Source organism: Cellulosimicrobium sp. PMB13 (assembly GCF_051294865.1).
Lineage (GTDB): Bacteria > Actinomycetota > Actinomycetes > Actinomycetales > Cellulomonadaceae > Cellulosimicrobium.
The window spans coordinates 4,009,635-4,027,668 of record NZ_CP145910.1 but is presented as its reverse complement, the minus strand read 5'-3'; the positions used below and the strand labels follow the sequence as shown (position 1 = coordinate 4,027,668).

At 74.4% G+C, this 18,034-nt stretch carries 14 protein-coding genes and 1 tRNA gene; 13 read left to right on the top strand and 2 right to left on the bottom strand.

Going from position 1 to position 18,034, the window contains the following annotated elements; genetic code table 11:
• Nucleotides 1–152: 152 nt before the first annotated feature.
• The gene (locus V5D56_RS18000) at nucleotides 153–965 is read left to right on the top strand and encodes a M15 family metallopeptidase (RefSeq protein ID WP_435736636.1); all 813 of its coding nucleotides are present in this window, start codon (nucleotides 153–155) and stop codon (nucleotides 963–965) included.
• Nucleotides 966–1,098: 133 nt separating this feature from the next.
• Here the strand turns inward: V5D56_RS18000 and V5D56_RS17995 are convergent, their stop codons facing one another.
• Entirely contained in the window at nucleotides 1,099–1,731 is a 633-nt protein-coding gene (locus tag V5D56_RS17995; RefSeq protein ID WP_435736635.1) for a CYTH domain-containing protein, read from the bottom strand.
• 67 nt (nucleotides 1,732–1,798) lie between these two features.
• Nucleotides 1,799–1,871: transfer RNA gene (locus V5D56_RS17990), tRNA-Arg, on the bottom strand.
• 147 nt (nucleotides 1,872–2,018) lie between these two features.
• Here V5D56_RS17990 and argS point away from each other — a divergent pair.
• From argS to V5D56_RS17930, 12 genes are all read left to right on the top strand, one after another.
• Nucleotides 2,019–3,704 (top strand): arginine--tRNA ligase, encoded by a 1,686-nt coding sequence (gene argS, locus V5D56_RS17985; protein WP_435736634.1) that lies wholly within the window; start codon nucleotides 2,019–2,021, stop codon nucleotides 3,702–3,704.
• Nucleotides 3,701–5,173, top strand: a complete 1,473-nt coding sequence (locus V5D56_RS17980; RefSeq protein ID WP_435736633.1) for a diaminopimelate decarboxylase family protein — start codon at nucleotides 3,701–3,703, stop codon at nucleotides 5,171–5,173. The genes argS and V5D56_RS17980 overlap by 4 nt, the downstream gene beginning before the upstream one ends.
• Before the next feature lie 256 nt (nucleotides 5,174–5,429).
• Nucleotides 5,430–7,412 carry a chitobiase/beta-hexosaminidase C-terminal domain-containing protein gene (locus V5D56_RS17975; protein ID WP_435736632.1) on the top strand — a complete coding sequence of 661 codons (1,983 nt, stop codon included), beginning with the start codon at nucleotides 5,430–5,432 and terminating at the stop codon, nucleotides 7,410–7,412.
• A gap of 173 nt (nucleotides 7,413–7,585) precedes the next feature.
• The gene (locus tag V5D56_RS17970) at nucleotides 7,586–8,932 is read left to right on the top strand and encodes a homoserine dehydrogenase (protein WP_435736631.1); all 1,347 of its coding nucleotides are present in this window, start codon (nucleotides 7,586–7,588) and stop codon (nucleotides 8,930–8,932) included.
• A gap of 13 nt (nucleotides 8,933–8,945) precedes the next feature.
• Entirely contained in the window at nucleotides 8,946–10,049 is a 1,104-nt protein-coding gene (gene thrC / locus V5D56_RS17965) for a threonine synthase (RefSeq protein WP_435739073.1), read from the top strand.
• On the top strand, nucleotides 10,049–10,996 hold the full coding sequence (gene thrB, locus V5D56_RS17960) for a homoserine kinase (protein ID WP_435736630.1): 948 nt from the start codon (nucleotides 10,049–10,051) through the stop codon (nucleotides 10,994–10,996). The genes thrC and thrB overlap by 1 nt, the downstream gene beginning before the upstream one ends.
• Before the next feature lie 257 nt (nucleotides 10,997–11,253).
• Complete coding sequence (gene rho, locus V5D56_RS17955) at nucleotides 11,254–13,353, top strand: transcription termination factor Rho (RefSeq protein ID WP_435736629.1); 2,100 nt, start codon at nucleotides 11,254–11,256, stop codon at nucleotides 13,351–13,353.
• A gap of 186 nt (nucleotides 13,354–13,539) precedes the next feature.
• Nucleotides 13,540–13,758 (top strand): 50S ribosomal protein L31, encoded by a 219-nt coding sequence (gene rpmE / locus V5D56_RS17950; protein WP_251150276.1) that lies wholly within the window; start codon nucleotides 13,540–13,542, stop codon nucleotides 13,756–13,758.
• Between the two features lie 149 nt (nucleotides 13,759–13,907).
• Nucleotides 13,908–14,999: a peptide chain release factor 1 gene (prfA, locus tag V5D56_RS17945; RefSeq protein WP_435736628.1), complete on the top strand. Its 1,092-nt coding sequence runs from the start codon at nucleotides 13,908–13,910 to the stop codon at nucleotides 14,997–14,999.
• Nucleotides 15,000–15,150: 151 nt separating this feature from the next.
• Complete coding sequence (prmC, locus tag V5D56_RS17940) at nucleotides 15,151–16,086, top strand: peptide chain release factor N(5)-glutamine methyltransferase (RefSeq protein ID WP_435739072.1); 936 nt, start codon at nucleotides 15,151–15,153, stop codon at nucleotides 16,084–16,086.
• Nucleotides 16,083–16,823: an L-threonylcarbamoyladenylate synthase gene (locus V5D56_RS17935; RefSeq protein WP_435736627.1), complete on the top strand. Its 741-nt coding sequence runs from the start codon at nucleotides 16,083–16,085 to the stop codon at nucleotides 16,821–16,823. The genes prmC and V5D56_RS17935 overlap by 4 nt, the downstream gene beginning before the upstream one ends.
• Nucleotides 16,820–18,034, top strand: a complete 1,215-nt coding sequence (locus V5D56_RS17930) for a glycosyltransferase family 4 protein (RefSeq protein WP_435736626.1) — start codon at nucleotides 16,820–16,822, stop codon at nucleotides 18,032–18,034. The genes V5D56_RS17935 and V5D56_RS17930 overlap by 4 nt, the downstream gene beginning before the upstream one ends.

Genomic DNA, 18,034 nt, shown 5'->3' with positions numbered 1-18,034 from the left:
GCGTGGGAACCTTCCCGCAGCCCTGACCAGGGGACTTGGCAACGCCGGACGCCTTCGTTACTGTTCCGTGATTGACCGCGGTCGCCAGTGTCGTTCACCGGCCGGTCGTCGTCGGTTCACGGTCCGTTCCGAGAGCAGAAGGCAGGTGGCGGGTGCAGTCGCAGCAGACCGACGGCCCCGCCCTCGAGTCCCGCCGCGCACGTCGCGAGGCAGAGCACGGGACGCGTCGTCCGCGCCGCAGCCAGGCCCAGGTCCCGGGCCAGCACCGCTGGGTCCCCCGGGTGGCGGTCCTCAGCACCCTCGCCATGGCGACGATCGCGATGCCGCTCTCCGCGGGCGCCGACGACGGTCTCGGGGCCAGGTCGCCGTTCGAGCCCGACGCCCGCCCTGCGGGCCCCAGCGCCCTCGACCTCGCGACCGCCGCGTCGACCGTCCCGGCGCTCTCGGAGAGCGTCGCGGCCGCGCCGCGGACCGCGGTGCGCAGCGACGCCGCCTCCCGGTCGTTCGAGCGGGAGCCGCTGCCCGGGTGCGACCCGACCGTCCGCCCCACGGGGACCAACGGCAACCTCGACCAGCACGAGCTGTGCGAGCTGTGGCAGCCCGGCGACTTCCTCCGGCCTGACGCCGCGGTCGCGCTGTCCGCGCTCAACGAGGCGTTCCGCGCGAGCTTCGGCCGCGACCTGTGCCTCGTCTCGTCGTACCGGACCCTCTCGACCCAGGTCTCGCTCAAGTCGACGCGCGGCGGCTTCGCCGCCCGCCCCGGCACCTCGATGCACGGCTGGGGCCTCGCCATCGACCTGTGCTCGATCGAGACGGGGTCGCGCGAGGTGTACGCGTGGCTCAACGAGAACGGCACGACGTACGGCTGGGCCAACCCGCCGTGGGCCAAGCGCGGCGGCGGCGGCGCCTACGAGCCGTGGCACTTCGAGTTCACCGAGGGCGTCGCGGAGATGGGCGGCGACTGACCCGCCGTCCGGCCCGCCCCGGCGGCGTCGGAGCCCGGTGGGTCGCTGCCCGCCGCTGTCGTCCTGCCCCCGAGCACGCGCTCGCCGCGCAGCTCGTCGCCCTCGCGCCACGGCGGCGTCGTGCGTGGGGCTCCTACGGTCCCGCGAGGCGCTCGTTGCGCCCGAAGTCCTGGAGGAAGCGCGGGCCCGACGCCGCGAGCTCGGCCGCGTAGGCCGTCCGCCACCCCGCGAAGGGCCGGCTCGCGAGCGCGTCGTTCGAGAACCGCGGGTCGTCGGTGAGCTCGGTGACGCAGAAGGCGGGGATCTGCAGGTCGGTGACGGGGCCGGAGCGCTCGCACTCCGCGACGACGAGCGGGTGGTCCGCTCCGCCGAACACGTCGACGACCCAGCCGTCGTCACCGAGCCACACGGACCAGCGGGTCTTGACGATGCGCGACCCGCCGCGCCGGATCATCTGCAGCCCGACGGCGACGTCGATCTCGCGCTCCGCCTCGTAGCGCGTGCCCCCCGCCATCGGGCCCTTCACGGTGAGCGTGCACAGGTCGACCTCGGACGCGTAGCGGTCGAGGAGCGTGATCGCGTCCGTGCCGGCGTCCAGGGGCGCGTCGACCCCGGGGGCGGTGGCGCGCAGGCGCAGCGCGTACCCCTCGTCGGCGAGGTAGTAGCTCTGCACGATCAGGGCCGGGGCGTCGCGCAGCTCCTCGGGCAGCTCGTGCACCAGGAAGCGTCGTTCGAACTCGAAGTCCCCGTAGCCGCCGTCGGTCATGGGGACACCGTAGCGAAGTGCGGGGGATCGGCGTCCGGCAGATGCCGGACGCCCGTGACGCCGAAGGTGCCCTCGATAGGATTCGAACCTACGACCTTCTGCTCCGGAGGCAGACGCTCTATCCACTGAGCTACGAGGGCGTGCGCTGCTGCGGGGAGTACCCGGCGGCGCGATGCACGAGACTACCAGCCCGCCGGAGGGTGTCGGCAACAGGTCCGCGCCCGCCGCGCCCGGTTCCCGCCGCGACGGGCGACGAGCGCCGCGTGGTGCGTCGGTAGGATTCTCCCGTGACCCCCGACGAGCTCTCCGAAGCGCTGAGCGCTGCCCTGGCCGCCGCCGTCGCCGACGGCACCCTCGCCCTGCCCGCCGAGGCCCTCCCGGCCTCCGTGCACGTCGAGCGACCCCGCCAGCGCGAGCACGGCGACTGGGCCACCAACGTCGCGCTGCAGCTCGCGAAGAAGGCGGGCACGACGCCGCGCGCGCTCGCCGAGGACCTCGCGAACCGCCTCGCCGCGACGCCGGGCGTCAAGGCGGTCGACGTCGCGGGGCCGGGCTTCCTCAACATCACGCTCGAGGCGGGTGCCGCCGGCGAGCTGGCACGCACGATCGTCGAGGCGGGCGTCGCGTACGGCCGCGGGGACTCGGAGGCGGGAAAGCGCGTCAACCTCGAGTTCGTCTCGGCGAACCCCACGGGACCGCTCCACATCGGCGGCGTGCGCTGGGCGGCCGTCGGCGACTCGCTCGCGCGCGTGCTCCAGGCGAGCGGCGCCGAGGTGGCGCGCGAGTACTACTTCAACGACCACGGCGCGCAGATCGACCGGTTCGCGCGCTCCCTCCTCGCGCGCGCCCGCGGTGAGGCGGCGCCGGAGGACGGCTACGGCGGCCAGTACATCTCCGAGATCGCGGACGCGGTGGTCGCGGACGCGCTCGCGGCGGGGGAGCCCGACCCGCGCACGCTGCCCGACGACGAGGCGCTCGAGGCCTTCCGGGCCCGTGGCGTCGAGCGGATGTTCGGCGAGATCAAGGCGTCGCTGCACGACTTCGGCGTCGACTTCGACCTGTACTTCCACGAGGACTCGCTCCACGAGTCGGGAGCGGTCGAGCGCGCCGTCGCGCGGCTGCGCGAGTCCGGCCACGTCTTCGAGCAGGACGGCGCGACGTGGCTGCGCACCACCGACTTCGGCGACGACAAGGACCGCGTCGTCATCAAGTCCGACGGCGAGGCCGCCTACATCGCGGGCGACATCGCGTACTACCTCGACAAGCGCGAGCGCGGCTTCGACGAGGTCATCATCATGCTGGGCGCGGACCACCACGGATACATCGGCCGCATGATGGCTGTGTGCGCGGCGTTCGGCGACGAGCCGGGCAGGAACCTCCAGATCCTCATCGGCCAGCTCGTCAACCTCGTCAAGGACGGCGAGCCGGTGCGCATGTCCAAGCGAGCGGGCACGGTGCTCACGATCGACGACCTCGTGGGCGCCGTCGGCGTCGACGCTGCGCGCTACTCGCTCACGCGGTCGTCGGCCGACTCGAGCATCGACCTCGACCTCGACCTCCTCACGCGCGCGACCAACGAGAACCCCGTCTACTACGTGCAGTACGCGCACTCGCGCACCTGCGCGGTGGACCGCAACGCGGCGGACCGCGCCGTGGCCCGTGCGGACGGGTTCGACCCGTCGCTGCTCGACCACCCGACGGAGGCGGCGCTGATCGGGCGCCTCACGGAGTTCCCGCGCATCGTGGCCCAGGCCGCGGAGCTGCGCGAGCCGCACCGCGTCGCGCGCTACCTCGAGGCCCTCGCCGGGGACTACCACACGTGGTACCAGCAGAAGGACCGCCGGGTGCTCCCGTACCCCGACGAGGAGGTCACGGACACGCACCGCACCCGCCTGTGGCTCAACGACGCGGTGCGCCAGGTCCTCGCCAACGGCCTGGGACTGCTCGGCGTGTCCGCGCCGGAGCGCATGTGACCAGCGGCGGCCCGACGGCGCAGCCCGGCCCCACGACGTCGCGCACCGGGGGAGCGGGCTATCCCGGGGAGCCGTGGTCGCGGGGCGTGCGCCGTCGCGACGACGGCGTGGTCGAGGTCGCGGGCCTCGACGTCCACGACCTCGCCGCCCAGGTCGGCACGCCCGCCTACGTGCTCGACGAGGCGGACTTCCGCGCCCGTGCCCGTGCCTACCGCACGGCGTTCGAGACGGCCTTCCGCGCCGTCGGCACCGACGTCGACGTCTACTACGCGGGCAAGGCGCTGCTGACGGTCGCCGTCGCGCGCTGGGCGCGCGAGGAGGGCCTGCGCGTCGACACGGCGTCGGGCGGGGAGCTCGCCGTCGCGCTGCGTGCGGGCGTCCCGGGCGCCGAGATCGGGCTGCACGGGAACAACAAGTCCGACGTGGAGCTCGACCGCGCCCTCGAGGTCGGCGTCGGCCGCATCATCGTGGACTCGCTCGTCGAGATCGAGCGCGTCGCCCGCGCCGCCGCGGCGCGGGGCGTCGTCGCGCCCGTCATGGTCCGGGTGACGACGGGCGTGCACGCGGGCGGGCACGAGTACATCTCGACCGCGCACGAGGACCAGAAGTTCGGGCTCTCGATCGCGGCGTCGCGTCAGTCCGGCGGCACGGCCGGCACGGCCGGCACGGCCGACGCCGCCGACGCCGCCGACGGGCTGGCCGACTCGCCCGCCATGACCGCGCTGCTCGACGTCGTGAGCCGCCCCGAGCTGCACCTGCTCGGCATCCACTCGCACATCGGGTCGCAGATCCTCGACCCGACCGGGTTCGAGGTCGCGGCCCGCGCCGTGCTCGAGCTCCGCGCGGACCTCGCGGCGCGCACGGGCGTGCTGGTCGACGAGGTGGACATCGGCGGCGGGTACGGCATCGCGTACCTCCCCGGCGACGTCGCGCTCGACCCCGAGCGCATCGCGAAGGACGTGGCGGGGGCCGTCGACGCGGTCGCGGCCCGTCTCGGCACGCCGCTCCCGCGGTTCTCCATCGAGCCCGGCCGCGCGATCGTCGGGCCGGCGGGCCTCACGCTCTACACGGTCGGCACGGTCAAGCCCGTGACGCTCGACGACGGGCGCGTGCGGACCTACGTGTCCGTCGACGGCGGCATGAGCGACAACATCCGTCCCGCGCTCTACGGCGCGCAGTACCACGCGGAGCTCGTGGGTCGATCCTCTGCGGCCGAGCCCGTGCTCGCTCGGGTCGTCGGCAAGCACTGCGAGAGCGGCGACATCGTGGTGCACGAGGTGATGCTGCCGGGCGACGTGCGCGCCGGCGACCTCCTCGCCGTGCCCGCGACGGGTGCGTACGGCCGGTCGATGGCGTCGAACTACAACCTCCTGACGCGACCGCCGGTGGTCGCCGTCACGGACGGGACGGCACGCGTCCTCGTCCGGCGCGAGACCGTGGACGACCTCCTCGCGCTCGACCTGGGCTGAGCACCCTCGCGCTCGACCTGGGCTCAGCGCACCCTCGCGCTCGGCGAGGGCCGAGCACCTCGCGACCGGCACGGCCCGCCCCCGGGCGGGCCGTCGTCGTCCGTGGACGACGGAGGTTCACGGACTTGTCCGGACGAGTGCCGCTTCCGTTCACCCGATCGTCGCCCGGACCTCCGCCCGGCGTCGTCATCCGGCCGCGGGGCGCGGCGAGAGTCGTCGCGCACCCGTTCCCGACGCCGAGACGGAGACCTCCGCCATGCCGTTCGCCCATACCCTCACCGCGGTCGTCGCGATCGTGACGAGCACGCTCGCCGCGATCGCGCTGCCCGCCGCAGCCACGTCCCCGCCGTCGGCGGTCGTCGCCGACGAGCTCGCCCCACCCACCTTCTCCGTCGCCGGAGGACGCTTCACGGGTCCCACGACGGTGGCCCTGTCCGCTCCCGCCGGCGCCGAGATCCGCTACACGCTCGACGGGTCGACGCCGACCACGGCGAGCGCGCTCTACACCGGCCCGCTCACCGTCGCGGAGTCGAGCAACGTCGCCGCCGTCGCGGTGCGCGACGGGGCCGTCAGCCGACCCGAGGTCGAGGGCTACCTCGTCAAGACGGCGGAGGAACCGCTCCTGTCGTTCGTCGTCCTCAGCGACATCGAGACGACGACCTACGACGACGCGAGCCGCGCGCGCTGGGACCACTACTTCGACGTCATCACGTCGTTGCAGCCGGAACCGGACCTGATCCTGTCGAACGGTGACCAGATCGCCGACAACTACTACGACTCGGGCGAGGACCACCGGGACGTGCGCGCGCTGCTCGAGGACGGGCTGTCCAGCCACGGCCTGGACGGCACGCGCGTCCTCATGTCGTTCGGCAACCACGACGACCGTCTCGCGGTGATGACCCAGCACTACCCGACCGAGTGGTTCCCGCACGCCGGTGGCGGGTACTACGAGCAGGAGATCGAGGGCGTGCACTTCCTCGTGCTCAACACCGAGGCCTACGGCGCGGAGCAGCGCGCGTGGGTCCGGGAACGGCTCGCCGCGATCGCCGCCGAGCCCGGGGCGCTCGGCCGACCCGTCTTCGTCGTGGGTCACCGTCCGACCACCGGGACGGTCAACGACGGCGCCCAGGCGTCGAACCCGGCGATCGCCCAGGACCTGGCGCCGTACCCGCAGGCGGTGTACGTCTCGGGCCACTCGCACCTCAACCTCAACAGCGAGAAGTCGATCCACCAGCGGGACTTCACGGCCGTCAACGACGGGTCGATGTCGTACTCGCAGATCCCGCGCGACTCCTACCAGGACTACGGCGACGTCCTGGTCGACAACTTCACCCTCCCCGTCCCGCAGGGTCTGCTCGTCGAGGTGTACGCGGACCGGACGGAGATCGACAGGGTCGCGTTCAGCGCCGAGCCGCGCCGCACGTACGACGCCACCGGTGCCTGGAGCCCGTACCCGCCGACGGTCCCGACGCCGAGCGCCGGCACCCTCGCGGGCCCGACCTGGACCCTGCGCCTGGACGGCGACACCCCGGAGGACGTCCGCGCAGGGTTCGCGTACACCGACGCGGCGCGCGCCGACCGGACGCCGCCCACCCTCGGTGCCGCCCCGACCGTGCACGTGGAGGACGGGGTCACGCGGCTGAGCATCCCCGCGGCCCACGACGACCGCCTCGTCCACGGCTACGAGATCCGCGTGACCGACACCGCGACGGGCGCGCTCGCGCTGCCGTTCCGCGCGGGCACGGTCGTGTCGAGCGACTCCTTCTTCTCGCCCCGCCCGTCGGTGCTCGACGTGCCGCTCGCGATCCGCCAGGGCATCGCTGCCACGGCGCCCGTCGTCGGCCTGACCGACGGGACCTCCTACGTCGCGACCGTGCGCGCGGTGGACTCGTGGGGCAACCGGTCGGAACCGGTGTCGGTGGGCTTCGTCGCCGGGGTCGAGGCCCCGGAGGTCGTCGTGTCGTCCTCGACCCGGTGCCTCGCCGGCAGGGCCTACGTCGCGGTCCGGGCGACCTACGCGGGGACGGGGCAACCGGGAGCGGACGCCCCGGTGGCGATCGGGCTCACCACGCCCTTCGGGACTCGCGTCGCCGTGGACGTCGCCCCCGGCGCGAGCGTGTACCAGTCGTTCGCCGTCCGGTCGTCGTCGGTCGCCGCGGGGGAGGCCTCGATCCGGGTGACCGACGCCGCCGGTGCCGTCACCGAGCAGGTCTCGGCCTGGCCGGCGCTCACCTGCTGAGCCGGTCCGACGTGCCCCCCGGGCGACAGCCCGGTGGCACCGGCCAGGCCGTGACCACTCCTCGGGAGGGGCGACCGGTCGCCCCGGCGCACACGTATCCTGTGCCCTGCGGCGCCTCGCCGCCCCTCCCAGGAGCCTGACCGGCCTGACGCCGGCCGACCGAAAGAAGCCCCGTGCCCGCTGTCCCCGTCGAGTCACACCCGCCCCTGCGTGTCGCCCTGCTGGGCTGCGGCGTCGTCGGGACGCAGGTCGCGCGGCTGCTGGCGCAGCAGGCGGACGACCTGGCGTCGCGCGTCGGCGCCCGCCTCGAGCTCGTGGGGATCGCGGTCCGGGACGCGTCCGCGCCGCGTGACCCCGCGATCGACCGGTCGCTGCTCACCGAGGACGCCGCGGCGCTCGTCGAGCGCGCGGACATCGTCGTCGAGGTCGTGGGCGGGATCGAGCCCGCGCGAGACCTGCTGCTGCGCGCGATCGGCGCGGGGGCGGCCGTCGTCACGGCGAACAAGGCGCTGCTCGCCGAGGACGGCCCGACGCTCTACAAGGCCGCCGACGACGCCGGCGTCGACATCTACTTCGAGGCCGCGGTCGCGGGAGCCATCCCCATCGTGCGTCCCGTGCGCGAGTCGCTCGCGGGCGACCACGTGCGCCGCGTGCTCGGCATCGTCAACGGGACCACGAACTACGTGCTCGACCAGATGACGACCACGGGAATGAGCCTCGAGGAGGCGGTCAAGGAGGCCCAGGACCTCGGGTACGCGGAGGCGGACCCGACGGCCGACGTCGAGGGCTACGACGCCGCCGCCAAGGCGGCGATCCTCGCGAGCCTCGCCTTCCACACGCGCGTCTCGCTGGACGACGTCGCGCGCGAGGGCATCATGTCCGTCACCGCCGACGACGTGGCGTGGGCCGCGCAGACCGGGCACGTCATCAAGCTGCTCGCCATCGCGGAGCTGCGCGACGGCGCGACGGCGGCCGGCGCAGCCGGGGTCTCCGTCCGGGTGCACCCCGCCCTCGTGCCCACCTCGCACCCGCTCGCGAACGTGCGCGGCTCGTTCAACGCCGTGTTCGTCGAGGCGGAGTCGGCGGGCGAGCTCATGTTCTACGGCCGCGGCGCAGGTGGCGCTCCGACTGCGTCGGCGGTCCTCGGCGACGTCGTCTCCGCCGCGCGCCACCGCGTGCTCGGGGGCAAGGGCCCGCAGGAGTCCACGTACGCCGAGCTCGCGATCCTGCCCCCGAGCGCCGCGCTCACGCGCTACCAGGTGCGGCTCGAGGTCGACGACCGTCCCGGCGTCCTCGCCCAGGTGGCGCAGGCGCTCGCCGCGCACGGGGTGTCGATCGAGGCCGTGCGGCAGCCCGGCACGCCCGAGGCGCCGGACGGCGGCCAGGCGGCAGGGGTCGCCCAGCTCGTCATCACCACGCACACCGCGCCGGAGTCGGCGCTCGCGGCGACCGTCGAGGCCGTCGCGGGACTCGAGCCCGTACGCACCGTCACGTCCGTCCTGAGAGTCGAAGGAGCCTGAGATGACCGGCCGGATGGCCCACCAGTGGCGCGGCATCATCGCCGAGTACGCCGACCGCCTGCCCGCGCACGTGTCGGAGCGCGTCGTGACGCTCGGTGAGGGCGGCACGCCGCTCGTCGAGGCGCCCGCGCTGTCCGACCGCACCGGCGCACAGGTCTTCGTCAAGGTCGAGGGCATGAACCCGACCGGCTCGTTCAAGGACCGCGGCATGACGACGGCGATCTCCGCCGCGGCGGCGCGCGGCGCGAAGGCGGTTGTGTGCGCCTCGACGGGCAACACGTCGGCGTCGGCGGCGGCGTACGCGACGCGCGCGGGCATGCTGTGCGCCGTGCTCGTCCCGGACGGCAAGATCGCGATGGGCAAGCTCAGCCAGGCGATCGCGCACGGCGCCCGGCTCCTGCAGGTCGACGGCAACTTCGACGACTGCCTGGTCGCGGCGCGCAAGCTCGCCGAGACGCACCCGATCGAGCTCGTGAACTCGGTGAACCCCGACCGCATCGAGGGCCAGAAGACCGGCGCGTTCGAGATCGTCGACGCGCTCGGCGACGCGCCCGACATCCACGCGCTCCCCGTGGGCAACGCGGGGAACATCACGGCGTACTGGCGCGGGTTCCGCGAGTACGCGGGCCAGGGCGCACCCGGTCACCCGGGGGAGGCGCTCCCGGCGGTCTCGACGCGCGTCCCGCAGATGTGGGGCTTCCAGGCCGCGGGCGCAGCGCCGATCGTCGCGGGTCACCCGATCACCGAGCCCGAGACGATCGCGACGGCGATCCGCATCGGCAACCCCGCGTCCTGGGAGCTCGCCGAGGCGGCGCGCGACGAGTCGGGCGGCGTCATCGAGGCGGTCAGCGACGAGCAGATCCTCGCGGCGCACCGCGTCCTGTCGAGCGAGGTCGGCGTCTTCGTCGAGCCGGCGTCGGCGGCCGGCGTCGCCGGGATCCTCGCTCGCGCCGAGCGCGGGCTCGTCCCGGCCGGCGCCCGGATCGTCGTCACGGTGACCGGGCACGGCCTCAAGGACCCGCAGTGGGCGCTGCGGACGGCCGACGGCGGCGAGGTCGTGCCGACGCGCGTCGGCGCCGACGTCGTGTCCATCGCCGACGCGCTCGGCCTCGGCTGATGCAGCTCGGCGCCGACCACGTGCGGGTCCGCGTCCCCGCGACGAGCGCGAACCTCGGGCCCGGCTTCGACGCGCTCGGCCTCGCGCTCGCGCTGCACGACGTCATCGAGGTGCGGGCGCTCGCGTCCGACGCGGTCGTGGTCGACGTCGAGGGTGAGGGCGCGGGGGAGGTCCCCGGCGACGAGAGCCACCTCGTCGTGCGAGCGCTGCGCGCCGCGCTCGACGTCGCGGGGGCACCGCAGACCGGCCTGCACCTCTCGTGCGTCAACCGGATCCCGCACGGCCGAGGGCTCGGCTCGTCGGCCGCGGCGGCGGTCGCGGGGATCGTCGCGGCGCGGGCGCTCGTCGCCGACCCGACGGCGCTCGACGACGCCACGGTCCTGGGTCTCGCGAGCGAGCTCGAGGGTCATCCGGACAACGCCGCCCCCGCTCTCCTGGGCGGGGCGACCGTGGCGTGGCTCGCGGGCGTCGCGGGCGGCGCGCGTGCCGCCCGCCTGGACGTCCACCCCGACGTGCGTGCGACGGTGCTCGTCCCGTCGGCACGGCTCGCGACGAGCCGCGCCCGCGGCGTGCTGCCGCAGACGGTGCCGCACGCCGACGCCGCGTTCAACGCCGGCCGCGCGGCCCTCCTCGTCGAGGCGCTCACCCGCAGGCCCGACCTCCTGCTCGAGGCGACCGAGGACCGGCTGCACCAGGGCTACCGGTCCGACGTCATGCCCTCGACGTACGAGCTCGTCCAGGCCCTGCGCGCCGAGGGGCTCGCGGCGACGGTCTCCGGGGCGGGGCCCACGGTCCTCGTCCTCGAGGACGCGGCCGGGCCGGACCGGGCGGGCGGTGTCGCGGCCGAGCTCGTCGGCGGGGCCGCCGACTGGGAGGTCCGCCCGCTCGAGATCGACCAGCGCGGAGTGGTGGCCGAACGTCTCCAGGCGGCACAGGCCCGGTGCTAGGATGGGGTCAGCCTTCGGTCACGTCCTCCCGTACCGTCGGGCGCCACGTCAGGTGTCCCGCCGCGCACATCTCGGTCGCCATCTCGTGCGATCGAGGCGAGGGCCGTCCGAGAGAAGGCCATCCAGCCCACGTCAGCTGACGTCGTCGTACCACTGACGCGTGGTAACACCTGCGCTCCGGCCGTCACGCGCCGAGCGTCGACCACCCGCGGCCCACCCTCTGAGAGGTGGGCGCAAACGAGGGGGAAGGGTCCTTCGTGACAGACACCATCGACACCGCCACGAGCAGCGCGACCGGTACGGCCGCTGCAGGCGGTCAGGCCCGGACCGGCGCGCTGAGCGCGCTGCGTCTCCCGGAGCTCCAGGCGCTCGCCTCGCAGCTCGGGGTCAAGGGCACGTCCAAGATGCGCAAGGGCGATCTCGTGGACGTCATCCGTGCTCGCACCGGCGAGCAGAGCGCCCCCGCGCGTACCGCGGGCGCGGCGCCCCAGAACGACACGGCCCCGGCGGCCGAGGACGGCGCCGAGGCGCGTCCTGCGCGCAGCCGCAGCCGCCGCGCGGACCGGCCCGCGAGCTCCGCGGTCGAGACCACCGAGGCGCGCTCCGGAGCGCCCGCGGCGGCGAGCCGCGAGGACCGCAGCGCCGCCCCGGTGCTCGACCTGCCCGTCCGCACCGACGTGCGCGCCGACGACGCGCGCTCCGACGGCGCGCGCCGCGACCGCTCGCGCGACGTGCGTCCCGAGGCTGCCGCGGCGGTCGCCGAGGCGCTCGGCGAGCAGGGCGTGCGCACCCGGGACGACGGCGAGACGCCCGACGAGCGTGCCGCGCGTGCCGCGGCAGCGGTCGGCCTCGTGACGGGCGAGCGCGGGTCGCGCCGCTCCGGACGCGGTGCCGGTGCACCGGCGGGCGACGGGACGGCCGAGGTCGCCGCCCAGCGCGGCGAGCGGCAGGCCGACCGTCAGCAGGACCGTCAGGGCGAGCGGCAGCAGGCGCCGCGCCAGGCCGAGCCGGCCCAGCGCGCCGAGCGCGCCGCCGACCGCCAGGCCCTGCTCGAGGACGAGCGCGGCGGGCGCCGTCGCCGTGGACGTGACCGTGGCCGGGAGCGGGACCGCAAGCGTGGTCGCGGTCGCCAGGGCCCGGACGTCGCAGGCCTCGACGAGGTCGAGGTCAACGAGGACGACGTGCTGCTGCCCGTCGCCGGCATCCTCGACATCCTCGACAACTACGCCTTCGTCCGCACGAGCGGCTACCTGCCCGGCGCGAACGACGTCTACGTCTCGCTCGGCCAGGTCAAGAAGTCGGGCCTGCGCCGTGGTGACGCGATCGTCGGTGCCGTACGCCAGCCGCGCGACGGCGAGACCGCCGCCAACACGGCGCGGCAGAAGTTCAACGCGCTGGTGCGCCTCGACTCCGTGAACGGCATGTCGCCGGACGAGGCGCGCGAGCGCCCCGACTTCACGAAGCTCACGCCGCTGTACCCGCAGGAGCGGCTGCGCCTGGAGAACCCGGAGGCCACGCGCCTCACCCCGCGCGTGATCGACATCGTCGCCCCGATCGGGAAGGGCCAGCGCGGCCTCATCGTCGCGCCCCCCAAGGCCGGCAAGACGATCATCATGCAGCAGATCGCCAACGCGATCACCGCGAACAACCCCGAGGTCCACCTCATGGTGGTGCTCGTGGACGAGCGGCCCGAAGAGGTCACGGACATGGAGCGGACGGTCAAGGGCGAGGTCATCGCCTCGACGTTCGACCGCCCCGCGTCCGACCACACTATCGTCGCCGAGCTCGCGATCGAGCGCGCGAAGCGGCTCGTGGAGCTCGGCCAGGACGTCGTGGTGCTGCTCGACTCGCTCACGCGCCTGTCCCGCGCGTACAACCTCGCGGCGCCCGCGTCGGGCCGCATCCTCTCCGGTGGTGTGGACGCCTCGGCGCTCTACCCGCCGAAGCGGTTCTTCGGTGCTGCGCGCAACATCGAGAACGGCGGCTCGCTCACGATCCTCGCCTCCGCGCTCGTCGAGACCGGGTCCAAGATGGACGAGGTCATCTTCGAGGAGTTCAAGGGCACGGGGAACATGGAGCTCCGCCTGTCGCGCAACCTCGCGGACAAGCGCATCTTCCCGGCGGTGGACGTCAACGCCTCCGGCACGCGCCGCGAGGAGGTGCTGCTCTCCCAGGACGAGCTGCGCATCGTCTACAAGCTGCGCCGCGTCATGGGCGCCCTGGACCAGCAGCAGGCCATCGAGCTCCTGCTCGGCCAGCTGAAGAAGACGGCGACCAACGTCGAGTTCCTCCTGCACGTGCAGAAGACGACGCCGAGCGGTCTCGCGGACGACGAGAACGTGGGTCGCACGATCTGATCCCCGTCCCGGTCCGCGGCAGTCTGCGCGGACCGGGGCTCCACGGGACCGTGCCGGGAAGATTTCGGCACGGTCCCGCGTTCTGGCACAATGGTTCGTCGGCCTGCGTAGCGCAGGCCCGCCTGCGGTTCACAGGCACGGGGTGTCCCGTCCTGACCCGGAGGCATCTCACCCAAGGAGCAACCCGTGAAGTCTGGTATCCACCCCGAGTACGTCGTCACCGAGGTGACGTGCACCTGTGGCAACACCTTCGTGACGCGCAGCACCGAGACGTCCGGCAAGATCAGCTCGGACGTGTGCAGCGCCTGCCACCCGTTCTACACGGGCAAGCAGAAGATCCTGGACACCGGCGGCCGCGTGGCCCGGTTCCAGGCGCGCTACGGCAAGAAGGACGCCGACAAGTAGCACTCCCGCAGCGCCGGTGGTCCGAGCCCGACAACCTCTCCAGGGGCAGTCGACGAGCTCGGACCGCCGGCGCTGTCGCGTTGTCCGGGGCCTTCCCGCGACGGCGCCCGCACGCGCCCTGCACGTCCCTGCCGCACCGAGGAGCCCTCGTGACCGACCAGTTCGCCGCGACGCGGCCGCTCCTCGCCGAGCACGCGGAGATCGAGGCGCAGCTCGCCGACCCGGCGGTGCACGCCGACGCCGCCCGCGCCCGCTCCCTCGGCCGGCGCTACGCCGAGCTCAACCAGGTCGTCGGCGCCTACCGGGCATGGCGCGAGGCCTCCGACGACGCCGAGGCCGCGGCCGAGCTCGCCGACGAGGACGAGGGTTTCGCCGCGGAGCTGCCGGCGCTGCGCGAGACGGCGGACGCCGCGGCCGAGCGCCTGCGACGCGTGCTCGTCCCGCGCGACCCCGACGACGGCCGCGACGTCATCCTCGAGATCAAGGCGGGGGAGGGCGGCGAGGAGTCGGCCCTGTTCGCGGGCGACCTCCTGCGCATGTACCTGCGGTACGCGGAGCGGCGCGGCTGGAAGACCGAGGTGATCGAGGCGACCGAGTCCGACCTCGGCGGGTACAAGGACGTGCAGGTCGCCGTGAAGGCGAAGGGCACGCCCTCGGACCCGGGGGACGGCGTCTGGGCGAACCTCAAGTACGAGGGCGGCGTGCACCGGGTGCAGCGCGTCCCCGTGACGGAGTCCCAGGGACGGATCCACACGTCCGCGGCCGGCGTGCTCGTGTTCCCCGAGGTCGAGGACGCGGGCGAGGTCGAGATCGACCCGAACGACCTGCGCATCGACGTCTACCGCTCGTCCGGTCCGGGCGGTCAGTCCGTCAACACGACGGACTCCGCCGTGCGCATCACGCACGTGCCCACAGGCATCGTCGTGTCGATGCAGAACGAGAAGTCGCAGCTGCAGAACCGCGAGCAGGCGATGCGCGTCCTGCGGGCGCGGCTCCTCGCCGCGCAGCAGGAGGCGGCCGCGGCCGAGGCGGCCGACCTGCGCCGCTCGCAGGTGCGGACCGTCGACCGCTCGGAGCGCATCCGGACGTACAACTACCCCGAGAACCGCATCGCGGACCACCGGACGGGGTACAAGGCCTACAACCTCGACCACGTGCTCGACGGCGACCTCGACCCGGTCGTGCGGTCGGCGATCGAGGCGGACGAGGCGGCGCGGCTCGCGGCCGCGGGCGATGCCTGAGGTGGTCGTGGGTGGACAGTCCGACGGCGCGTCGGCGGCGGACGGACGGGGGTCCGACGGCGGCGGCTCGCCCCGCTCACGCTCGCTGCGCTCGCTCCGCTACGGCTTGACGGCTTCGCCTCCGCCGTCGGACCCCCGTCCTTCTGCCTGGGTGCGGTGGGCCGCGGCCAGGCTGGCCGGAAGCGGTGTGACGAGCTCGCGAGCGGACGCCGAGATCCTGCTCGGACACGCACTCGCGGTGTCCACGGGCGAGGTACGGCGGCTGGTCGTGCTCGACCGGCCGCTGCCCGACGACGCGGTGCGGGCCTTCGCGGACCTCGTGGCCCGGCGTGCCGAGCGGGTGCCGCTCCAGCACCTCACGGGCGCGGCGCCGTTCCGGCACCTCGAGCTCGCCGTCGGGCCGGGCGTCTTCGTGCCGCGGCCCGAGACCGAGCAGGTGGCGCAGGTCGCGGTCGACGAGGCCGCTGCCGTCGTCGCGCGCGAGGGGCGCGCCGTCGTCGTCGACCTGTGCACCGGGTCGGGGGCGATCGCTCTCGCCGTGGCGAGCGAGGTGCCGGGCACCGAGGTGCACGCGGTGGAGCTGGACGCGGACGCGCACGGCTGGGCCGCGCGCAACGTGACGGCCGCGCGGGAGGCGACGGGCGCCGTCGTGCACCTCGTGCGGGGCGACGCCCGGCGCGCGCTCGCGGGGGAGCCCGCCGACGGCGGGCTCGACGGCGCGTGCGACGTCGTCGTGTCCAACCCGCCGTACGTGCCGCCCGACGCGGTCCCGCGCGACCCCGAGGTCGCGGACCACGACCCGGCGGTAGCGCTCTACGGCCTCGGCCCGGACGGGCTGGAGGTGCCGCGCGGCGTGACCGCCGCGGCCGCGCGCCTCCTGCGCCCCGGCGGGCTCTACGTCATGGAGCACGCCGAGGTGCAGGCCGTCGCCGCGCGCGCCATGGTCGAGGCGACCGGGGCGTTCGTCGACGTCCGCACGCTGCCGGATCTCACCGGTCGCGACCGGATGGTCGTCGCCCGCCGGGCGGACATCCCCGTGACCGGCGGCACGGACCCGACCGACCGGCGTGGAACACTGGACCCGTGAGCTCCGTCCACCCCGTGACCGACCCGAACAGCTGGGGCCCCGGGATCGACGAGGCGGTCAACGCGGTCTCCCGCGGCGGCCTCGTGGTCCTGCCCACCGACACCGTCTACGGCATCGGCGCCGACGCGTTCGACGCCGACGCCGTCGCCGCGCTCCTCGCCGCGAAGGGTCGCGGCCGACAGATGCCGCCGCCCGTCCTCGTGCCCGACGCGCGCACGCTCGACGGCCTCGCGACCGAGGTGCCCGACGACGCGCGCCGCCTCGTCGAGGAGCTGTGGCCGGGCGGGCTCACGATCATCCTCAAGGCGCAGCCGTCGCTCGCCTGGGACCTCGGGGAGACGCACGGGACGGTCGCGCTGCGCATGCCCGACCACGAGGCGGCGCTCGCCCTCCTGCGACGCACGGGGCCGCTCGCGGTGTCGTCCGCGAACAGGACCGGCAGCCCCGCCGCGCTCGACGCGGACGACGCGCGCGCCCAGCTCGGCGACGCGGTCGTGGTGTACCTCGACGGCGGTCCCGTGCCCGGGGGAGTGGCGTCCACCATCGTCGACGCGACGTCGGGCACGCTGCGCGTCGTGCGGGCCGGCGCGGTCTCCCTCGACCGCCTGCGCGAGATCGCGCCCGTCGACGGACCGACCGACCCGGGCCGCGAGGCCCCGGAGGCCACCCGCGACGAGACGTCCGAGGCCGCCGGTGACGACAGCACGCCGAGCGCGCCGGAGGCGAACGGCGGGTGAGGGTCTACCTGCTCGTCATGCTCGTCGCCGCCGCGGTGACGTTCCTGACGACACCCTTCGCCCGGTGGGTCGCGATGCGGACGGGCGCGATCACCGCCGTGCGCGCGCGCGACGTGCACACCGTCCCGACCCCGCGCCTCGGGGGTGTCGCGATGCTGCTGGGTCTCGCCGTCGCCGTGGTGCTCGCCTCGCAGATGCCGTTCCTCGAGGGTGTCTTCGTCCGCGACGTCGGTGGCGTGCCCTACGTGGACAGCCGGGTGTGGGGCATCCTCGGTGCCGCGGCGATCGTGTGCCTGCTGGGGGTCGCCGACGACATCTGGGACCTCGACTGGATGACCAAGCTGGCCGGGCAGGTGCTCGCGGCGGGGCTCATGGCGGCGCAGGGCGTCGTGCTCTACACGCTGCCGACCGGCGACCTCCTGACGCTGCCCTCGTCGCGGATGCAGCTCGCCGTGACGATCCTCGTCGTGGTCGTCGCGATGAACGCCGTGAACTTCGTCGACGGGCTGGACGGTCTCGCCGCCGGCCTGGTCGCGATCGGCGGCACCGCGTTCTTCCTCTACTCCTACGTGCTGACGCTCCGCACGAACCCCGACGACTACTCGAGCCTCGCGACGCTCGTCATGGCAGCCCTGGTGGGCGTGTGCGTCGGCTTCCTGCCGCACAACTTCAACCCGGCACGCATCTTCATGGGCGACTCGGGGTCGATGGTGCTCGGCCTCGTCCTGTCGGGCGCGGCCATCGTCGTCACCGGGAACATCGACCCCGGCGTGACGTCCGGGGCCGCGACGCTGCCGGCGTACATCCCGCTCCTCCTGCCGCTCGCCGTGATCCTCCTGCCCCTGCTCGACATGGGCATGGCCGTGGTGCGACGCGTGCTCGCGGGCAAGTCGCCGTTCCACCCCGACCGCATGCACCTGCACCACCGCATGCTCGCGATCGGGCACTCGCACCGGCGCGCCGTCCTCATCCTCTACGTGTGGACCGCCGTGTTCGCGTTCGGCGCCGTCGCCCTCGTCTACTGGGACGTGCGCACCGTCGCGATCGGCCTCGGGGTGGCCGCCGTCGTGGCTCTGCTCCTCACGCTCGGTCCGCTGCGCACGCGCGGCCGGTTCCTCGACGACCAGGAGCCGACGACCGCCGCCCAGCCGGCGGTGCCGCCCAGCCCGACGAACCCTCCCCGCCCCGCCGTCCCCTCGAAGGAAGCCTGA